Annotated in this window: 14 protein-coding genes; 7 read left to right on the forward strand and 7 right to left on the reverse strand. The window is 65.0% G+C overall.

The genetic code is table 11. The annotated features are described in order from the left end of the window. Positions 1-79 precede the first annotated feature (79 nt). Complete coding sequence (gene coxB / locus I6F31_RS09990) at positions 80-934, reverse strand: cytochrome c oxidase subunit II (RefSeq protein ID WP_035996579.1); 855 nt, start codon at positions 932-934, stop codon at positions 80-82. 458 nt (positions 935-1,392) lie between these two features. On the opposite strand from coxB, the gene I6F31_RS09995 reads away from it, so the two are divergent. From I6F31_RS09995 to I6F31_RS10010, 4 genes are all read left to right on the forward strand, one after another. Continuing rightward, positions 1,393-1,926 carry an invasion associated locus B family protein gene (locus tag I6F31_RS09995; protein WP_035996576.1) on the forward strand — a complete coding sequence of 178 codons (534 nt, stop codon included), beginning with the start codon at positions 1,393-1,395 and terminating at the stop codon, positions 1,924-1,926. A 112-nt stretch (positions 1,927-2,038) separates the two neighbouring features. Further along, a complete protein-coding gene (gene tldD, locus I6F31_RS10000; protein WP_109145594.1) occupies positions 2,039-3,466 on the forward strand; it encodes a metalloprotease TldD in 1,428 nt (475 codons plus the stop codon). After that, a complete protein-coding gene (gene lepB / locus I6F31_RS10005; protein ID WP_109142209.1) occupies positions 3,463-4,242 on the forward strand; it encodes a signal peptidase I in 780 nt (259 codons plus the stop codon). Before tldD ends, lepB begins: the two co-directional genes overlap by 4 nt. A 10-nt stretch (positions 4,243-4,252) precedes the next feature. Then, a complete protein-coding gene (locus I6F31_RS10010) occupies positions 4,253-4,819 on the forward strand; it encodes a nucleotidyltransferase family protein (protein ID WP_035996550.1) in 567 nt (188 codons plus the stop codon). A 109-nt stretch (positions 4,820-4,928) separates the two neighbouring features. Here I6F31_RS10010 and I6F31_RS10015 read toward each other — a convergent pair whose 3' ends face one another. The 3 genes from I6F31_RS10015 to I6F31_RS10025 all read right to left on the reverse strand — a co-directional run bounded on the left by I6F31_RS10015 (position 4,929) and on the right by I6F31_RS10025 (position 7,573). After that, complete coding sequence (locus I6F31_RS10015; protein ID WP_035996547.1) at positions 4,929-5,495, reverse strand: PAN domain-containing protein; 567 nt, start codon at positions 5,493-5,495, stop codon at positions 4,929-4,931. A 113-nt stretch (positions 5,496-5,608) separates the two neighbouring features. Next, positions 5,609-6,979: a glutamate--cysteine ligase gene (locus tag I6F31_RS10020; protein WP_225140710.1), complete on the reverse strand. Its 1,371-nt coding sequence runs from the start codon at positions 6,977-6,979 to the stop codon at positions 5,609-5,611. A 99-nt stretch (positions 6,980-7,078) separates the two neighbouring features. Continuing rightward, positions 7,079-7,573 carry a MarR family winged helix-turn-helix transcriptional regulator gene (locus I6F31_RS10025; RefSeq protein ID WP_035996519.1) on the reverse strand — a complete coding sequence of 165 codons (495 nt, stop codon included), beginning with the start codon at positions 7,571-7,573 and terminating at the stop codon, positions 7,079-7,081. A gap of 258 nt (positions 7,574-7,831) precedes the next feature. Here I6F31_RS10025 and I6F31_RS36680 point away from each other — a divergent pair, with 258 nt between their 5' ends. The 3 genes from I6F31_RS36680 (at position 7,832) to I6F31_RS10035 (ending at position 9,209) form a co-directional block, all read left to right on the forward strand. Then, positions 7,832-7,954: a hypothetical protein gene (locus I6F31_RS36680; protein ID WP_338060675.1), complete on the forward strand. Its 123-nt coding sequence runs from the start codon at positions 7,832-7,834 to the stop codon at positions 7,952-7,954. A 227-nt stretch (positions 7,955-8,181) separates the two neighbouring features. Then, positions 8,182-8,490 (forward strand): hypothetical protein, encoded by a 309-nt coding sequence (locus tag I6F31_RS10030; RefSeq protein WP_225113003.1) that lies wholly within the window; start codon positions 8,182-8,184, stop codon positions 8,488-8,490. A 374-nt stretch (positions 8,491-8,864) separates the two neighbouring features. Then, complete coding sequence (locus I6F31_RS10035) at positions 8,865-9,209, forward strand: hypothetical protein (protein ID WP_036020551.1); 345 nt, start codon at positions 8,865-8,867, stop codon at positions 9,207-9,209. 49 nt (positions 9,210-9,258) lie between these two features. Here the strand turns inward: I6F31_RS10035 and I6F31_RS10040 are convergent, their stop codons facing one another. Genes I6F31_RS10040 through I6F31_RS10050 form a run of 3 tightly spaced genes read right to left on the reverse strand, consistent with a single transcriptional unit; the run spans position 9,259 to position 14,546 of the window. Beyond that, positions 9,259-11,472 carry an FAD-dependent oxidoreductase gene (locus I6F31_RS10040; RefSeq protein WP_225147428.1) on the reverse strand — a complete coding sequence of 738 codons (2,214 nt, stop codon included), beginning with the start codon at positions 11,470-11,472 and terminating at the stop codon, positions 9,259-9,261. A gap of 19 nt (positions 11,473-11,491) precedes the next feature. After that, a complete protein-coding gene (locus tag I6F31_RS10045; protein WP_036020547.1) occupies positions 11,492-12,700 on the reverse strand; it encodes an acetyl-CoA C-acetyltransferase in 1,209 nt (402 codons plus the stop codon). Between the two features lie 55 nt (positions 12,701-12,755). Next, the gene (locus tag I6F31_RS10050) at positions 12,756-14,546 is read right to left on the reverse strand and encodes an acyl-CoA dehydrogenase C-terminal domain-containing protein (RefSeq protein WP_225140705.1); all 1,791 of its coding nucleotides are present in this window, start codon (positions 14,544-14,546) and stop codon (positions 12,756-12,758) included. Positions 14,547-14,566: the final 20 nt, after the last annotated feature.

The raw sequence follows: 14,566 nt of genomic DNA on the forward strand, positions 1-14,566 counted from the left end.
AAATCCTGCCTTGCGTCCCATTCGGACCTTTGGAGGTCCCACCCTTATCGCTTTCAGTCCCTCAGGCCGCCCCCGGCGCTTACTGCGTCGGGCCGGCCGCGGAGGCGTAGGTGCTGGTGCCGCCGCTCGCAAATTTCTTCTTCGCCGTCTCGACCCAGGAGGCGAACTCCTGGTCGCTCACCACGCGGATCGCAATCGGCATGAAGGCGTGATCCTTGCCGCACAGTTCCGAGCACTGACCGTAGTACATGCCGGTCTTGGTAGCCTTGAACCAGGTCTCGTTCAGACGGCCGGGAATGGCGTCGATCTTGACGCCGAAAGCCGGCAGCGCGAACGCATGGATGACGTCCGCACCCGTGGTCTGGACGCGAATCACCTTGTTGACCGGCACCACCATCTCGTTGTCGACGCCGAGCAGACGGGGCTGCTTGTCCTGCGCCATCAGCGAATCGAATTCGAACTTGCCGTTATCCGGATAGGCATAGGACCAGTACCACTGCTTGCCGGTCGCCTTCACGGTCAAGTCCGCTTTCGGAATGTCGAGCTCCAGGAACAGCAGCCGGAACGACGGCACCGAAATGCCGACCAGGATCAGCACCGGGACGAGCGTCCAAGCCACCTCGATCAGCGTGTTGTGGGTGGTCCGCGACGGCACCGGATTGGCCTTCGCGTTGAACTTGACGACCACGATCACGAGCAGCGCCAGGACGAACAGCGTGATCAGAGTGATCAGCACGAAGAGGAAGTTATGGAACCAGACGATGTTGTCCATCACCGGGGAACCGGACTGCTGAAGCGTCCACTCCCACGGCGCCGGCTGCCCGAGCTCGGCCAAGGCCGCACCACCCGTCGCCAGCGTGACTCCAGTCGCCACCAAGGCGATGGTGGCCAATCCCAGCAATTGCCGGCCCACCCGACCCATCGACATCCTCATGTCGTTCGCGCTCCCCTTCCGAGATCACCCCACGTGCATTCCCCTGCTTGCGGGAAACGCTTATTCGATCCGCCAGTCCGACAAACCGCCACGCAAGAATACCTCTAAGAGGAATTGGGGCCAGATCGCTAGAACGCGAAATCAAGCCTCTCAAACCATAATTCTTGATCTATCGCAATGCAGTCTTGAGCCCCGCCTGCCAGCCATCACCGGCAAGATATTTCCCAGCAAGATCAGACAAAAATACCGTTTCCCGGGACGCTGCGGCTTGACAGCGGAATTGCCCGCGGTAGGCACTGGAAGACTGCCACGCGGCAGCCTGATTCGTGCGGGCAATGGCGGTGTGGGCGGCGCGGAATTTGCTTGGGAATCGCCGTCAAGACGCCGTCATTCCGTATCAGTCCGCCAGATCAGTCCGCCAAGCGCGAGCAACCCAGGCGAGCAGAGGGACCGACCCGATGGGGCTTTCGAGATCGATGGCAAGGCCGGCGAACGGCCTCCCGGCGCTCGCCGGCCTCGTGGCTGCGATGGTCCTGCTGGCGCTGCCGGGGCTCGCCCATGCGCAGGGCGCGGTGCGCTCCGTCCATGGCGACTGGCAGATCCGCTGCGACACCCCGCCCGGCGCCCAGACCGAGCAATGCGCCCTGATCCAGAGCGTGGTGGCCGAAGACCGCTCCAATGCCGGCCTGACCGTGATCGTGCTCAAGACCGCCGACCAGAAGAGCCGGCTGATGCGCGTGGTCGCTCCGCTCGGGGTCCTCTTGCCCTCCGGCCTCGGGCTCAAGCTCGACAACCAGGACGTCGGCCGCGCCGGCTTCGTCCGCTGCCTGCCCAATGGCTGCGTCGCCGAGGTCGTGCTGGAAGACAAGCTGCTCGGCCAGCTCCGCAGCGCCAAGACCGCGACCTTCATCATCTTCGAGACGCCGGAAGAAGGCATCGGCTTCCCGCTCAGCCTGAACGGACTGGGTGAGGGCTATGACAAGCTGCCGTAGCAGCGGCTAACCTTGACAATCCTTTTGTTTCCGTAATGTGAGGCTTCGCGCTCTCGCGGAACCGATCCGAAACCATTATCTTGCCCCACATCCCCGGCTAATGGACGGACGCATGACCAATCCTGCCACGACCTCCCTGCTCGACCGTGCCAATCTCGACCGCGACCAGGTTCGCAGCGAGGTCGCGCGTGGGCTTTCCGGCGCCGACGACGGCGAGCTGTTCCTGGAATACAGCCAGACCGAAGCGCTGATGTTCGACAATGGGCGGCTGAAGCAGGCGACCTACGACACCTCGCAGGGTTTTGGCCTGCGCGCCGTCAAGGACGATGCGGTCGGCTACGCGCATTCCTCCGACGTCTCGCTGCCGGCGCTGATCCGCGCTGCCGATGCGGTTGCCGCCGTGCGCGGCGGCTACTCCGGCAGCTTCTCGGCGCCGCCGCCGCATACCAATGTCCGCCTCTATGGCGACGACAATCCCCTGGATGCCCCAGGCTTCGAGACAAAAGTAAAACTGCTCGCCGAGATCGACGCTTACCTGCGCGACAAGGATCCACGGGTGCGGCAGGTCAGCGTCAGTCTCGGCGCGACCTGGCAGGTCGTCGAGATCCTGCGGCCCGACGGTGAGAGCTATCGCGACATCCGTCCGCTGGTGCGCGTCAACATCTCCGTCGTCGCCGGCCAGGGCGACCGCCAGGAGAGCGGCAGCAAGGGCTATGGCGGCCGCGCCGGCTATGCCGAGTTCATCGAGAGCAGGAATTGGCGCGAGGCCGCCGACGGCGCGCTGCGCGAGGCGCTGGTCAATCTGGAGTCGATTCCGGCGCCCGCCGGCGAGATGGACGTCGTGCTCGGCGCCGGCTGGCCCGGCGTGATGCTGCATGAAGCGGTCGGCCACGGCCTCGAGGGCGACTTCAATCGCAAGAAGACATCTGCTTTTGCGGGCCTGATGGGCCAGCAGGTCGCGGCCAAGGGCGTCACCGTGGTCGACGACGGCACCATCGCCTCGCGCCGCGGCTCGCTGTCGATCGACGACGAGGGCACGCCGACCAATCGCACCGTGCTGATCGAGGACGGCATCCTGGTCGGCTACATGCAGGACCGCCAGAACGCACGGCTGATGAACATGAAGCCGACCGGCAACGGCCGTCGCCAGGGTTATGCCCATGTGCCGATGCCGCGCATGACCAACACCTACATGCTCGCCGGCGACCGCGATCCGGCCGAGATCATCGCCTCGGTTAAGAACGGCGTGTTCGCCGCGAATTTCGGCGGCGGACAGGTCGACATCACCTCGGGCAAATACGTGTTCCAGTGCACCGAGGCCTACAAGATCGAGAACGGCAAGATCGGGGCGCCCCTGAAAGGCGCCATGCTGATCGGCAACGGACCGACCGACCTGCATCGCATCCGCATGATCGGCAACGACCTCGCGCTCGACACCGGCATCGGCACCTGCGGCAAGAACGGCCAGGGCGTGCCTGTCGGCGTCGGCCAGCCGTCGCTGCTGATGGAACGCATCACCGTGGGTGGAACCGGCGCATGAGCGTTGAAGACAAGGTCACGGTCAGCCCCAAGCGCAAAAGCAGCGGCTGGGGCGGACAGATCGCTCAGCTCGCCGGCATCGTCGCCGCGGTCTTCATCGCCAAGGGCGCGCTCGCCGAGCCGTTCTACGTGCCTTCGGGCTCGATGGAGCCGACGCTCCTGATCGGTGATGCGCTGCTCGCCTCGAAATTCCCCTATGGCTACGGCACCTCGTCGCTGCCGATCCAGATCAGCCTGCCGGAGAGCGGCCGCGTGTTCGCGGAGACGCCGAAGCTCGGCGACGTCGTCGTCTTCCGCTGGCCCGGCGATCGCTCGCAGGCCTGGGTCAAGCGTGTCGTGGGTCTGCCCGGCGACCGCATCCAGATGCGGCAGGGCCAGCTCTTCATCAACGACCGTCCGGCCGAGCTGAAGCCCGACGGCATCGGTGCCGCCGAGAACGACCGTGGCGGCAGCGAGCCCGCCTATCGCTATGTCGAGACGCTGCCGAACGGCGTCTCGCATCTGATCTTCAAAATGCGCGACAGCGGTCCGCTCGACAACACGCCCGAGGTGACGGTCCCGGCCGGGCATCTGTTCGTGCTCGGCGACAACCGCGACAATTCCGCCGATAGCCGCGTGCCGCTGCGCTCCGGCGGCGTCGGCCTGCTGCCGATCGACAATCTGATCGGCCGTGCGGACGCCGTGGTCGGCTCCTGGGACCTCGGCATGCGCAGCCAGCCGGTATGGACCTGGCTGTCCGGATTCAGGCTGTCGCGGTTCTTCACCGCCGTGCACTGACCGGTCGCAGGTGAGCAAGGACGAATTCCTCGCGCTCGCCTTACGCAATCCGGTCAACGCCGCGATCGCCGACGAGCTGCATCGACTTGCATTACCGGATGCATGGCTGGTGTCGGGATGCCTGGTGCAGACGGTATGGAACGTGCTCACGGGGCGCCCGATCGACCACGGCATCGCCGATTACGACGTGTTCTATTTCGGCGCCGACACATCGTGGGAGGCCGAGGACGCGGTGATCCGCACCCTCCATGCGCGCCTCGCGCATCTCGGCGCCAAGATCGAGGTCCGCAACCAGGCCCGCGTGCACATGTGGTACCCGGCCAAGCACGGCCTGCCGTATCCGCCGCTGAGAAGCTCGAGGGAAGGCATCGACCGCTTCCTCACGCAGAACACGCAGGTCGGCGTCAGGCGCGCAAGCGATGGCCACGAAGTCTACGCACCGCGCGGGTTTGACGACATTGCGGCACTGATCGCGCGGCCAAATCCAGGACCGAATTTTTCCGCGGCGAACTACGAAGCGAAGGCTAAGCGCTGGAAAGCGCTGTGGCCGGAGATCACGGTGATCGCGGCGGAGTGAGGTGCCTCACGTGTCCCGTCTCTGCAGTGCGGCGCTGAAGAAGCGCCGCCATAGCGCGTCGAAGACGCGCGTAAACGCGCTGATGGCGTCCGGGGCACGAGTATGGATGCTACCGCACCACGCCCGACGTGAACCCCGCCTTCCTTCGCGGCGGCTTGATTTCCTTCTTCAGGAAGCAGCGCGCCTCGCGCCCGGTGTAGCCGGGGCGGGCATAGGTGAAGGCGCGGCATTTGTTGTCGGCGGTGCAGGCGGCCTTGCAGGCCTCGACGCTTTCGCCGTCCTTGAGCTCGAAATTGCGCAAGTCGCCGCCGGGACGGTCGATCGACGTCTCGACGCCTTCGACGCGCGGCTCGATCACGCCGGCGCCGCGCACCCCGGAGATACAGCAGCTACCCGGCACGCGGGCCGGCACGGTGTTCTTCAGCCAGCACACGGCCGAGCCGCCTTCGACATCGGGATAGTTGAAGCTCCAGGAGCGGCAACGGCGATCGCGCTCGCACAGCAGCGCGCAATCCTCGGGATCGCCGGAGGTGACGGGCGTACTGAAATAGTCGCCGCCGGGCCGGTCGAACGCCGTCTGGGCAAGCGCCGGCGCGCTCGCAAACGCAAGCGAAAGCAGCGTGACACATGCCGCGGCGCTGGCCATGATGGCCCCGGACAGGCGGCCCTTCCACATCGGAACAGCTTTCGAGTTATTGATGACGCTCAGGTTTTTCAGCCGGTCATTTGATCGCCGCAAACCTGTATGGGCGATGAACGACTGAATCCTGGGTGCCCGGCTTCAGAGGTCTAGAATGCGTATTCCGCGTAGGCCGGTTCCACCGAACCCTTCCAGGGTCCGTTGAATTTATCCAGCATCTCCTCGGCCGGCGTCCGGCCGGAATCGATGATGCGATCGAGCGGCTCGAGATGCCGGGTTTCGTCGCGGCCGAGCTGGTCGATCCGGCCGCGCCGGCGCAGGCCGGCATGGGCAAGAACGAGGCATTCCTTGGCGATCTCGAACAGATAGCGGTCCTTGATCCGCGCCTTGAAGCCCATGCGCGGCACGTCGTCGCGCAGGGCCTGGCGTTCATGCGCGCTCCAGTGCTTGACGATCTCCCAGGCGGCATCGAGCGAGGCATCGTCGTAGAGCAGCCCGACCCAGAACGCCGGCAGCGCCGGCAAGCGGCCCCACGGGCCGCCGTCCGAGCCGCGCATCTCGAGATAGCGCTTGAGCCGCACTTCCGGGAAGATCGTCGAGAGGTGGTTGGCCCAGTCCGACAAGGTCGGACGCTCGCCGGGAAGGTTGTTGTTGCGGCCGTCGAAGAAGGCGCGGAACGAGGAGCCCGAGACGTCAATGTACTCCTCGCCGCGCTTGACGAAATACATGGGCACGTCCAGCGCATAATCGACATAGCGCTCGAACCCCATGCCGTCCTCGAACGCCCACGGCATCATGCCCGAACGGGCATTGTCGGTGTCGCGCCAGATTTCGGACCGGAATGACAGGAAGCCGTTCGGCTTGCCCTCGGTGAACGGCGAATTGGCGAACAGCGCGGTCGCGACCGGCTGAAGCGCGAGCGAGACGCGCAGCTTCTTGACCATGTCGGCTTCGGAGGAGAAGTCGAGATTGGTCTGCACCGTGCAGGTCCGGTACATCATGTCGAGGCCGTATTGACCGACCTTCGGCATGTAATTGGTCATGATCTTGTAGCGGCCCTTGGGCATCACCGGGATATCGGCGCGCGACCAGGACGGCGTCATGCCGAGGCCGAGGAAGCCGATGCCGAGCGGCGTTGCGATCTCGCGCACCTGCGCCAAGTGCGCCATCAGCTCGCTCTGGGTCTGGTGCACGTTCTCGACCGGCGCGCCGGACAGCTCGAACTGTCCGCCGGGCTCGAGCGAGATGGCGCCGCCGCCGGTGACGTCGTAGAGGCCGATGATGTTGCCCTGCTCCATGATCGGCTCCCAGCCGAGCAGGAGCTTCATGCCTTCGAGCAGCGCGCCGATGCCGCGCGCGCCCTCGTAAGGCACCGGACGATGGTCGTCGAGCGTGAACGGCGTTTTCTCGTGCTCGGTGCCCATGCGGAACTCGGACGGGTCCTTGCAGCCTGCCTCGAACCACGCGACGAGCTCGTCGCGTGATTGCAGCGGCGTCATGTCGATCTGGTCTCGCGCCATATCAAACTCTAATCAAAAGCGCTTCGACCGAACGCGCGCGGGTGACAGGGACGGCCCGCGAACCCACCGGTTGCACGGGCGAGCGGGATTGCCGCGCGATCATCGCGACGGCATGGTTTCGTTGGCGGCCGCGGGCGGCAGTTTCATCTCGCCGCACGAGCAGCCCAGGCGATCGAGCAGATTGCTGAGCTTGACGGCGTCGGCGTCCGACAGTTTCGAACCGACATATTTCTCGATCGCGGCCGAATAGGCGCCCCACATCCGCTTCTGCAGCTCGCGGCCGGCTTCGGTGATCTCGACGAACTGGCCGCGCTTGTCGATCTTGCATTCGCGCCGCGAGGCGAGGCCCTCGTCGACCAGGCGATCGATCAGGCGCGAGGTCGAATATTGCGGGATCAGCATCTGCCGCTCGAGCTCGACCGGCCGCAGCTCGCCCGAGGGCGCCCGCGACAGTTCGAGCAGCGCGTCATACCAGGCCAGCGGTGGGAAGCCGGCCTTCTTCAAGTCCTGCTCGACGCAATCGAGCACGCGGCTCTGCACCCGCATCAGGCGGATCCAGGCGGCGGTTGCCTCGGTCGATGGTTTGCGTTTCATGGTCCCGCTCAAGCTCGTCGCCCGTCTCTTACTCCATTCGATGCACCTGCATCAATCTTGACTATTTCAAGCAGGTGCATGTAGTCGTTCTTTCGGCCGAGCCAAGCGTCAGGGGAAGGAAATTCCTCGAAACCGGATGGTTTCCCCGGTGTGTGCCCGCCGTCCCCGCCTCGTGCTCCTGGAGGCCAGCCCGCTCTGTGGCCTGGTCGAGGTCGATAGCGGCGCAAAGAAGCCCGAAATGGTGAGGATTATCTGAAGTTGGGGCCTCCTTCGGGCCAAGTCCCTGCGCTGGGCCTCGACGGCAATCAGATCGTGACGGAAGGCCAAGTGATTGTCCAGATGATCGCCGATCAGCTCTGGTCCGCCGTTCGCGAAGCGTAACGGGCGGGGTCGACGAAGAGCCGGACCGATGATTCGGCTCTTTGCTTGCGTCATTCGCTAATCCGATGATTCGCGATGCGCTGACGGGGATTTTACGAGCATTGTCCGGGTTAACAATAACTCCGCCTTTTGCGCTCCGCGGACGTCGCCATCCTTGTGAGAGCAATCCTCCTGTGCCTCAACTTCAGCGCGGGACAGGACGCTAACCGTCGGACCGGAAAGCTATTGTGACGACTGTAATCCTCCTCCTGCTCGCGAGCGCAATCACCGGCTTGGCGACGGGTCTATTCTTCCGGGTCTGGACTCTATTGCTGGTCTCGCCGGCGACTGCGATCCTTGCCGCGACGGTGCTTCAGACCTCGGGCTTTGGATTCTGGACGGGCGTTCCAATCGTCGTCGGCTGCCTGATTGCCGGCCAGGTCGCCTATTTGGCGGCGACGTTCTACGTGCACAGAGGTGAGCTTTCAGTGCAGGACGAGATCGACGGCGAACCAGGCAAGCACGGCCAGCGCAACATCAAAGACGAGGACGAGTAAGACCAGGCCAAACCACGAAGGAATTTTTCTGCGCCACCGGAGGAGCCTGCGGCGGCGCCACGGCCGATCCAGCAGCAACAAGGGGGCGTATCTTACCGCAACGCCGGCTGCGCTGTCTTGAGACACCGTGGGGATCATTGCGGGACACCTTCAATGTCGATGGGCCATCCGGTGGATCATCAGCAAGAGCGGTGCCAGGGCGAAGCGAGCGTGGCCGGGGTGGAGGGATTGGGTGCTGGGGTGAGACGAAAGCGCATCAATCGATGTGACAAGGCTCAAGGCAGAGCGCCCAAGCGATGATCCAGCCCTTCCTTTTGTGAACCATCTGATCCGCGGCGACGTCGAAGGAGCATCTCCAGGAGACAATTGCCTCCATGAACATGATCGTCCTCATGACCGCCGCGGGCGCGCCGCTGGCGATGCTCGGGCTCTCGACGCCGGTCGCGCCGGAACGCAATTGCATCTTCACGATCCCTCCGCAGATCACCTCGGCCGTGTTCGAGAGCAGAGAAGGAAAGATCGTCTTTCCGAACCGGCCGACCGAATATCCCTGCCGCTACGCCAGGACGAAGAGCGGCGCGGACGTCGCCTTCACCAACCAGAATGGCTGGCGTTTCGAGGTGCGCATCGGCCGCGGCGACGAAGGCAGCTGGAAGGCCCGTCTCGACGACGATGTCGTCGGAGGGCGCGCCTTCTCGCCGTTCGGCGACGGAAAATGAAAAAGGCCGGATCGACGATCCGGCCTTTGTCTCTGCGTAACCTCTTCCGTCAGGCCGCCGCCTTCTTCGGCGCGAAGCGGCCGTAGAAGGTCTCGCCTTTCGCCGCCATCTCCTCCAGCAGCTTGGGCGGGCTGAAGCGCGAGCCGTACTTCGCCTCCAGCTTGTGGCAGAGCTCGACGAACTTCTTCGTGCCCATGAAGTCGATGTAAGACAGCGTGCCGCCGGTGAACGGCGCGAAGCCGAAGCCGAGTATCGAGCCGACATCGGCCTCGCGCGGATCGGTGATGACGTGGTCCTCAACGGTGCGCGCAGCTTCCACCGCCTGCACCACCAGGAAGCGCTGCTTCAGCTCCTCGATATCGAGCGTATCGGGATCGAGCTGCTTCGGCTGCAAGGCCGAGAGGCCCGGCCACAGGCTCTTCTGGCCCTTGCCCTTCTCGGGATAGTCGTAGAAGCCCTTGCTGTTCTTGCGGCCGAGCCGGCCCTGCTTCTCGACCATCTCCACCATCAGCTTCTTCTGCTCGGGATTGATCGCGTTGGGGCCGAGATCGGCTTCGGTCGCCTTCATGATCTTGAGACCGAGATCGAGCGCGACCTCGTCCGAGAGCGAGAGCGGGCCGACCGGCATGCCGGCCATCTTGGCGCAGTTCTCGATCATCGCGGGCGGCACGCCCTCCAGGAACATCTCGTTGCCTTCGGCGACGTAGCGGCCGACGCAGCGATTGGCGAAGAAGCCTCTGGAGTCGTTGACCACGATCGGCGTCTTGCCGATCTGGCGGACGTAGTCGAGCGCGGTCGCGAGCGCGACGTCGCCGGTGTTCTTGCCGAGGATGATCTCGACCAGCATCATCTTCTCGACCGGCGAGAAGAAGTGAATGCCGATGAACTTCCCCTGATCCTTAAAACTCTCGGCCAGCGAGGTGATCGGCAGCGTCGAAGTGTTGGAGGCGAAGATCACATCAGGCTTCAGATATTGCTGCGCCTTGGCAAAGGTCTCCGCCTTGACCTTGCGGTCCTCGAACACGGCCTCGATGACGAGGTCGACGTCCTTCAGCGCGGCGTAGTCCGCGGTCGGCGTGATGCGCGCGAGCAGCGCTTCGGCGTCCGCAGGCTTGGCGCGGCCCTTCTTGATCTGCTCCTCGATCACCTTCTGGGCATGCGCCTTGCCCTTGTCCGCGCTCTCCTGGTCGCGATCGATCAGGACGACGTCGAGGCCGGCGCGGGCCGAGACATAGCCGACGCTCGCGCCCATGAAGCCGGCGCCGATCACGGCGATCTTCTTCACCTTGGTGGCGGGCACATCCTTCGGACGACGCGCGCCCTTGTTGAGCTCCTGCATCGACAGGAACAGGCTGCGGATCATCGCAGCCGCTTCCTTCGAGCGCAGCACCGAGGTGAAGTAGCGCGACTCCACGCGCAGCGCCGCATCGATCGGCAGCTGCAGGCCTTCATAGACGCAGCTCATGATCGCCCGCGCGGCCGGGTAATTGTCGTAGGTTTCGCGGCGATAGATCGCGTTGCCGGCCGGGAACATCATCATGCCGGCCTTGGAGAACACCGGACCGCCGGGCAGCTTGAAGCCCTTCTCGTCCCACGGCGCGACGGCCTTGCCGCCGCCCTTGATCCAGTCCTTCGCCGCCTTGATGAGGTCGGCGGCGGGAACGATGGCGTGGATCAGGTTCAGCGCCTTGGCCTTGTCGACCGTGACGGGGTCGCCCTTGAGCAGGATGGTCATGGCGTCCTGCGGCGGCGCCAGGCGCGGCACGCGCTGCGTGCCGCCGGCGCCGGGGAATAGGCCGACCTTGACCTCGGGCAGGCCGAGGCGCGTCTTGGGATTCTCCGCCGCGACGCGATAATGGCAGCACAGCGTGATCTCGAAGCCGCCGCCGAGCGCGAGCCCGTTGATCGCCGCCGCCCACGGCTTGCCTGAGGTTTCGATTCCGCGCAGCACCTGCGAGAAGCGCCGGCTCTGGTCGAACAGCATCTGGTTCGCCGCGGTCTCGCCCTGCTCCTTGAAAACCTTCGCATAGGCCTGGTTCATGCCTTCGAGCATGGACAGGTCGGCGCCGGCGCAGAACGCTTCCTTGGCCGAGGTGATGACGACGCCCTTCACCGCGGCATCCGCCGTGGTCGCCTTGACGATCGCCTCGAGCTCGTTGGTCGAGGTCTCGTCGAGCACGTTCATGGAGCGGCCTGGGATGTCCCAGGTGACGAGCGCAATACCGTCGGAATCGGTCTCAACCTTAAAGTTCTTGTACGACATGTTGGTTGCTCCTCAACCCTTAGACGCGCTCGATGATGGTCGCGGTGCCCATGCCGCCGCCAATGCACAGCGTGACCAGGGCGGTGGACTTGTTGGTGCGCTCGAGCTCGTCGAGCACGGTGCCGAGGATCATTGCGCCGGTGGCCCCCAGCGGGTGACCGAGCGCGATCGCGCCGCCATTGACGTTGATCTTGGCATTGTCGATGTCGAAGGCCTGGATGTAGCGCAGCACGACCGAGGCGAAAGCCTCGTTGAGCTCGAACAGGTCGATGTCCGACTTCTTCATGCCGGAGCGCGCGAACAGCTTCTCGGTGACGTCGACCGGACCGGTCAGCATCATCGCCGGCTCCGAGCCGATGTTGGCGAATGCGCGGATCTTGGCGCGCGGCTTCAGGCCGTACTTGCTGCCAGCTTCCTTGCTGCCGAGCAGCACGGCGCCGGCGCCGTCGACGATGCCCGAGGAATTGCCGGCATGGTGCACGTAATTGACGCGCTCGATCTCCGGATGCGACTGCACCGCGACGCCGTCGAAGCCGCCCATCTGCGCCATCATCGTGAACGACGGCTGCAGCTGCGCCAGCGACTGCATCGTCGTCGAGGGGCGCATGTGCTCGTCCTTGGCGAGGATGGTGAGGCCGTTGATGTCCTTCACCGGCACCACGGATTTGTTGAAGCGGCCTTCGTCCCAGGCCTTGCCGGCGCGCTGCTGGCTCTGCACGGCGTAGGCGTCGACGTCGTCGCGCGAGAAGCCGTACTTGGTGGCGATCAGGTCGGCCGACACGCCCTGCGGCATGAAGTAGGCAGGCACCGCCATCGAGGGATCCATTGGCCAGGCCCCGCCGGAGGCGCCGATGCCGACGCGGCTCATGGATTCGGCGCCGCCGCCGATCACGAGCTCATGCTGGCCGCTCATGATCTGCGCTGCGGCGAAGTTCACGGCATCGAGGCCGGAGGCGCAGAAGCGGCTGATCTGCACGCCCGGGACGGCCTCGCCGAGGCCGGCCTTCAGCGCCGCGAAGCGCGCGATGTCGGAGCCGGCTTCGCCAACCGGATCGACCACGCCGAGCACGACGTCATCGACCGAATCCTCGGGCAGGTTGTTGCGGTCCTTCAGCGCCTTCAGCGGCACGGTCGCAAGCGCGAGCGCGGTGACTTCGTGCAGCGCGCCGTCCGGCTTGCCGCGGCCGCGCGGGGTGCGAACGTGGTCGTAGATGAATGCCTCAGGCATGACGCCCTCCTGATGTGATGTTCGGTACGATTGGGAGCAGGCAGCGGAAGCAGGCTCAGAAAGCTTCCGCCGGCAGTTCCATGATGGTGGCGCAGCCGGCCTGGATGCGCGCGAGATTGGCGGCGGTCTCCGGCAGCATCCGCTCCATGAAGAAGCGGCCGGTGACGAGTTTTGTGGAGAGATAGGGCGTCGCCCCGCTCTCGGCAATCTTGGCATTCGTCACCTTGGCCATCCGCGCCCACATGTAGCCGAGCGCGACGAAGCCGAAGAGATGCAGGTAATCGGTTGCGGCGGCACCGGCATTGTCGGGCTTTGCCATCGCGTTCTGCATCAGCCAAGTCGTCGCCTGCTGCAGATGGCCGAGCGAGGTCGAGAGCGGCGTGATGAAGGGCTTCAGCGCCTCGTCGCCGCCGTTCTCCTTGGCGAACGCCATGACCTCGCCGAAGAAGGCCATGATGGCGCGGCCGCCGTCGCGCGGCAGCTTGCGGCCGACGAGGTCGAGCGCCTGGATGCCGTTGGCGCCTTCATAGATCATGGCGATGCGCGCATCGCGCACGAACTGCTCCATGCCCTGCTCGGCGATGTAGCCGTGGCCGCCATACATCTGCTGCGCCTGCACCGCGTTGGCGAAACCATAGTCAGTGAGGAAGCCCTTCAACACCGGCGTCATCAGACCCATGTGGTCGTCGGCGGCCTGGCGGTCCTTGGGGTCTTCGGAGCGGTGGGCGACGTCGCTCTTCAGCGCGGTCCACATCACGAAGGCTCGCGCGGCCTCGTTGAACGCGCGGATCGAGAGCAGCGTGCGGCGCACGTCGGGATGCACGATGATCGGGTCGGCCGGCTTGTCCGGCGCCTTGACGCCTGACAGCGCGCGGCCCTGGATGCGCTCGCGGGCATAGGCGACCGCGTTCTGGTAGGCGACCTCGGACTGCGCGAGGCCCTGCACGGCGACGCCGAGCCGGGCCTCGTTCATCATCACGAACATGCCCTGCATGCCCTTGTTCTCTTCGCCGATCAGCCAGCCGGTGGCGTTGTCGTAGTTCATCACGCAGGTCGAATTGCCGTGGATGCCCATCTTGTGCTCGATCGAGCCACAGACGACGCCGTTGCGCGCGCCCACCGAACCGTCGGCATTGACCAGGAACTTCGGCACCACGAACAGCGACACGCCCTTGATGCCGGCCGGCGCGCCCTCGATGCGGGCGAGCACGAGATGGATGATGTTGGAGGCCAAGTCGTGCTCACCGGCCGAGATGAAGATCTTAGTGCCCGTGATCTTGAAGCTGCCGTCCGCCTGCCGCACTGCCTTGGTGCGGAGCATGCCGAGATCGGTGCCGCAATGCGGCTCGGTGAGGTTCATGGTGCCGGTCCATTCGCCGGCCACCATCTTCGGAACGTAGGTCTTCTTCTGCTCGGGCGTGCCGTGCACCAAGAGCGCCGCGGTCGCGCCCATGGTGAGGCCGCCATACATCGAGAACGCCATGTTGGCGGAGATCTGGAATTCATTGACCGCCTGGCTCAGGGTCACCGGCAGGCCCTGCCCGCCATATTCGGTCGGCGCCGACAGGCCGAGCCAGCCGCCCTCGGCGACCTGCTTGAACGCCTCCTTGAACCCCTTCGGCGTGGTGACGCTGCCGTCATCCGCACGCTTGCAGCCTTCGAGATCGCCGACGCGGTTGAGCGGCTGCAGCACCTCTTCGGCGAGCTTGGCGGCTTCGCCGAGGATGGCCTCGCGCACGTCGCTCGACGCATCGGAGAAGCCCGCGAGATTGTCGTAGCGATCGATCTGGAAGACGTCGTTGAGCAGGAAGTTCACGTCTTCGACGGGGGCTTTATAGATCGGCATAGTGGTCTCCCGGCATGGGG

The organism is Bradyrhizobium sp. NBAIM01, assembly GCF_020194115.1.
GTDB lineage: Bacteria > Pseudomonadota > Alphaproteobacteria > Rhizobiales > Xanthobacteraceae > Bradyrhizobium > Bradyrhizobium yuanmingense.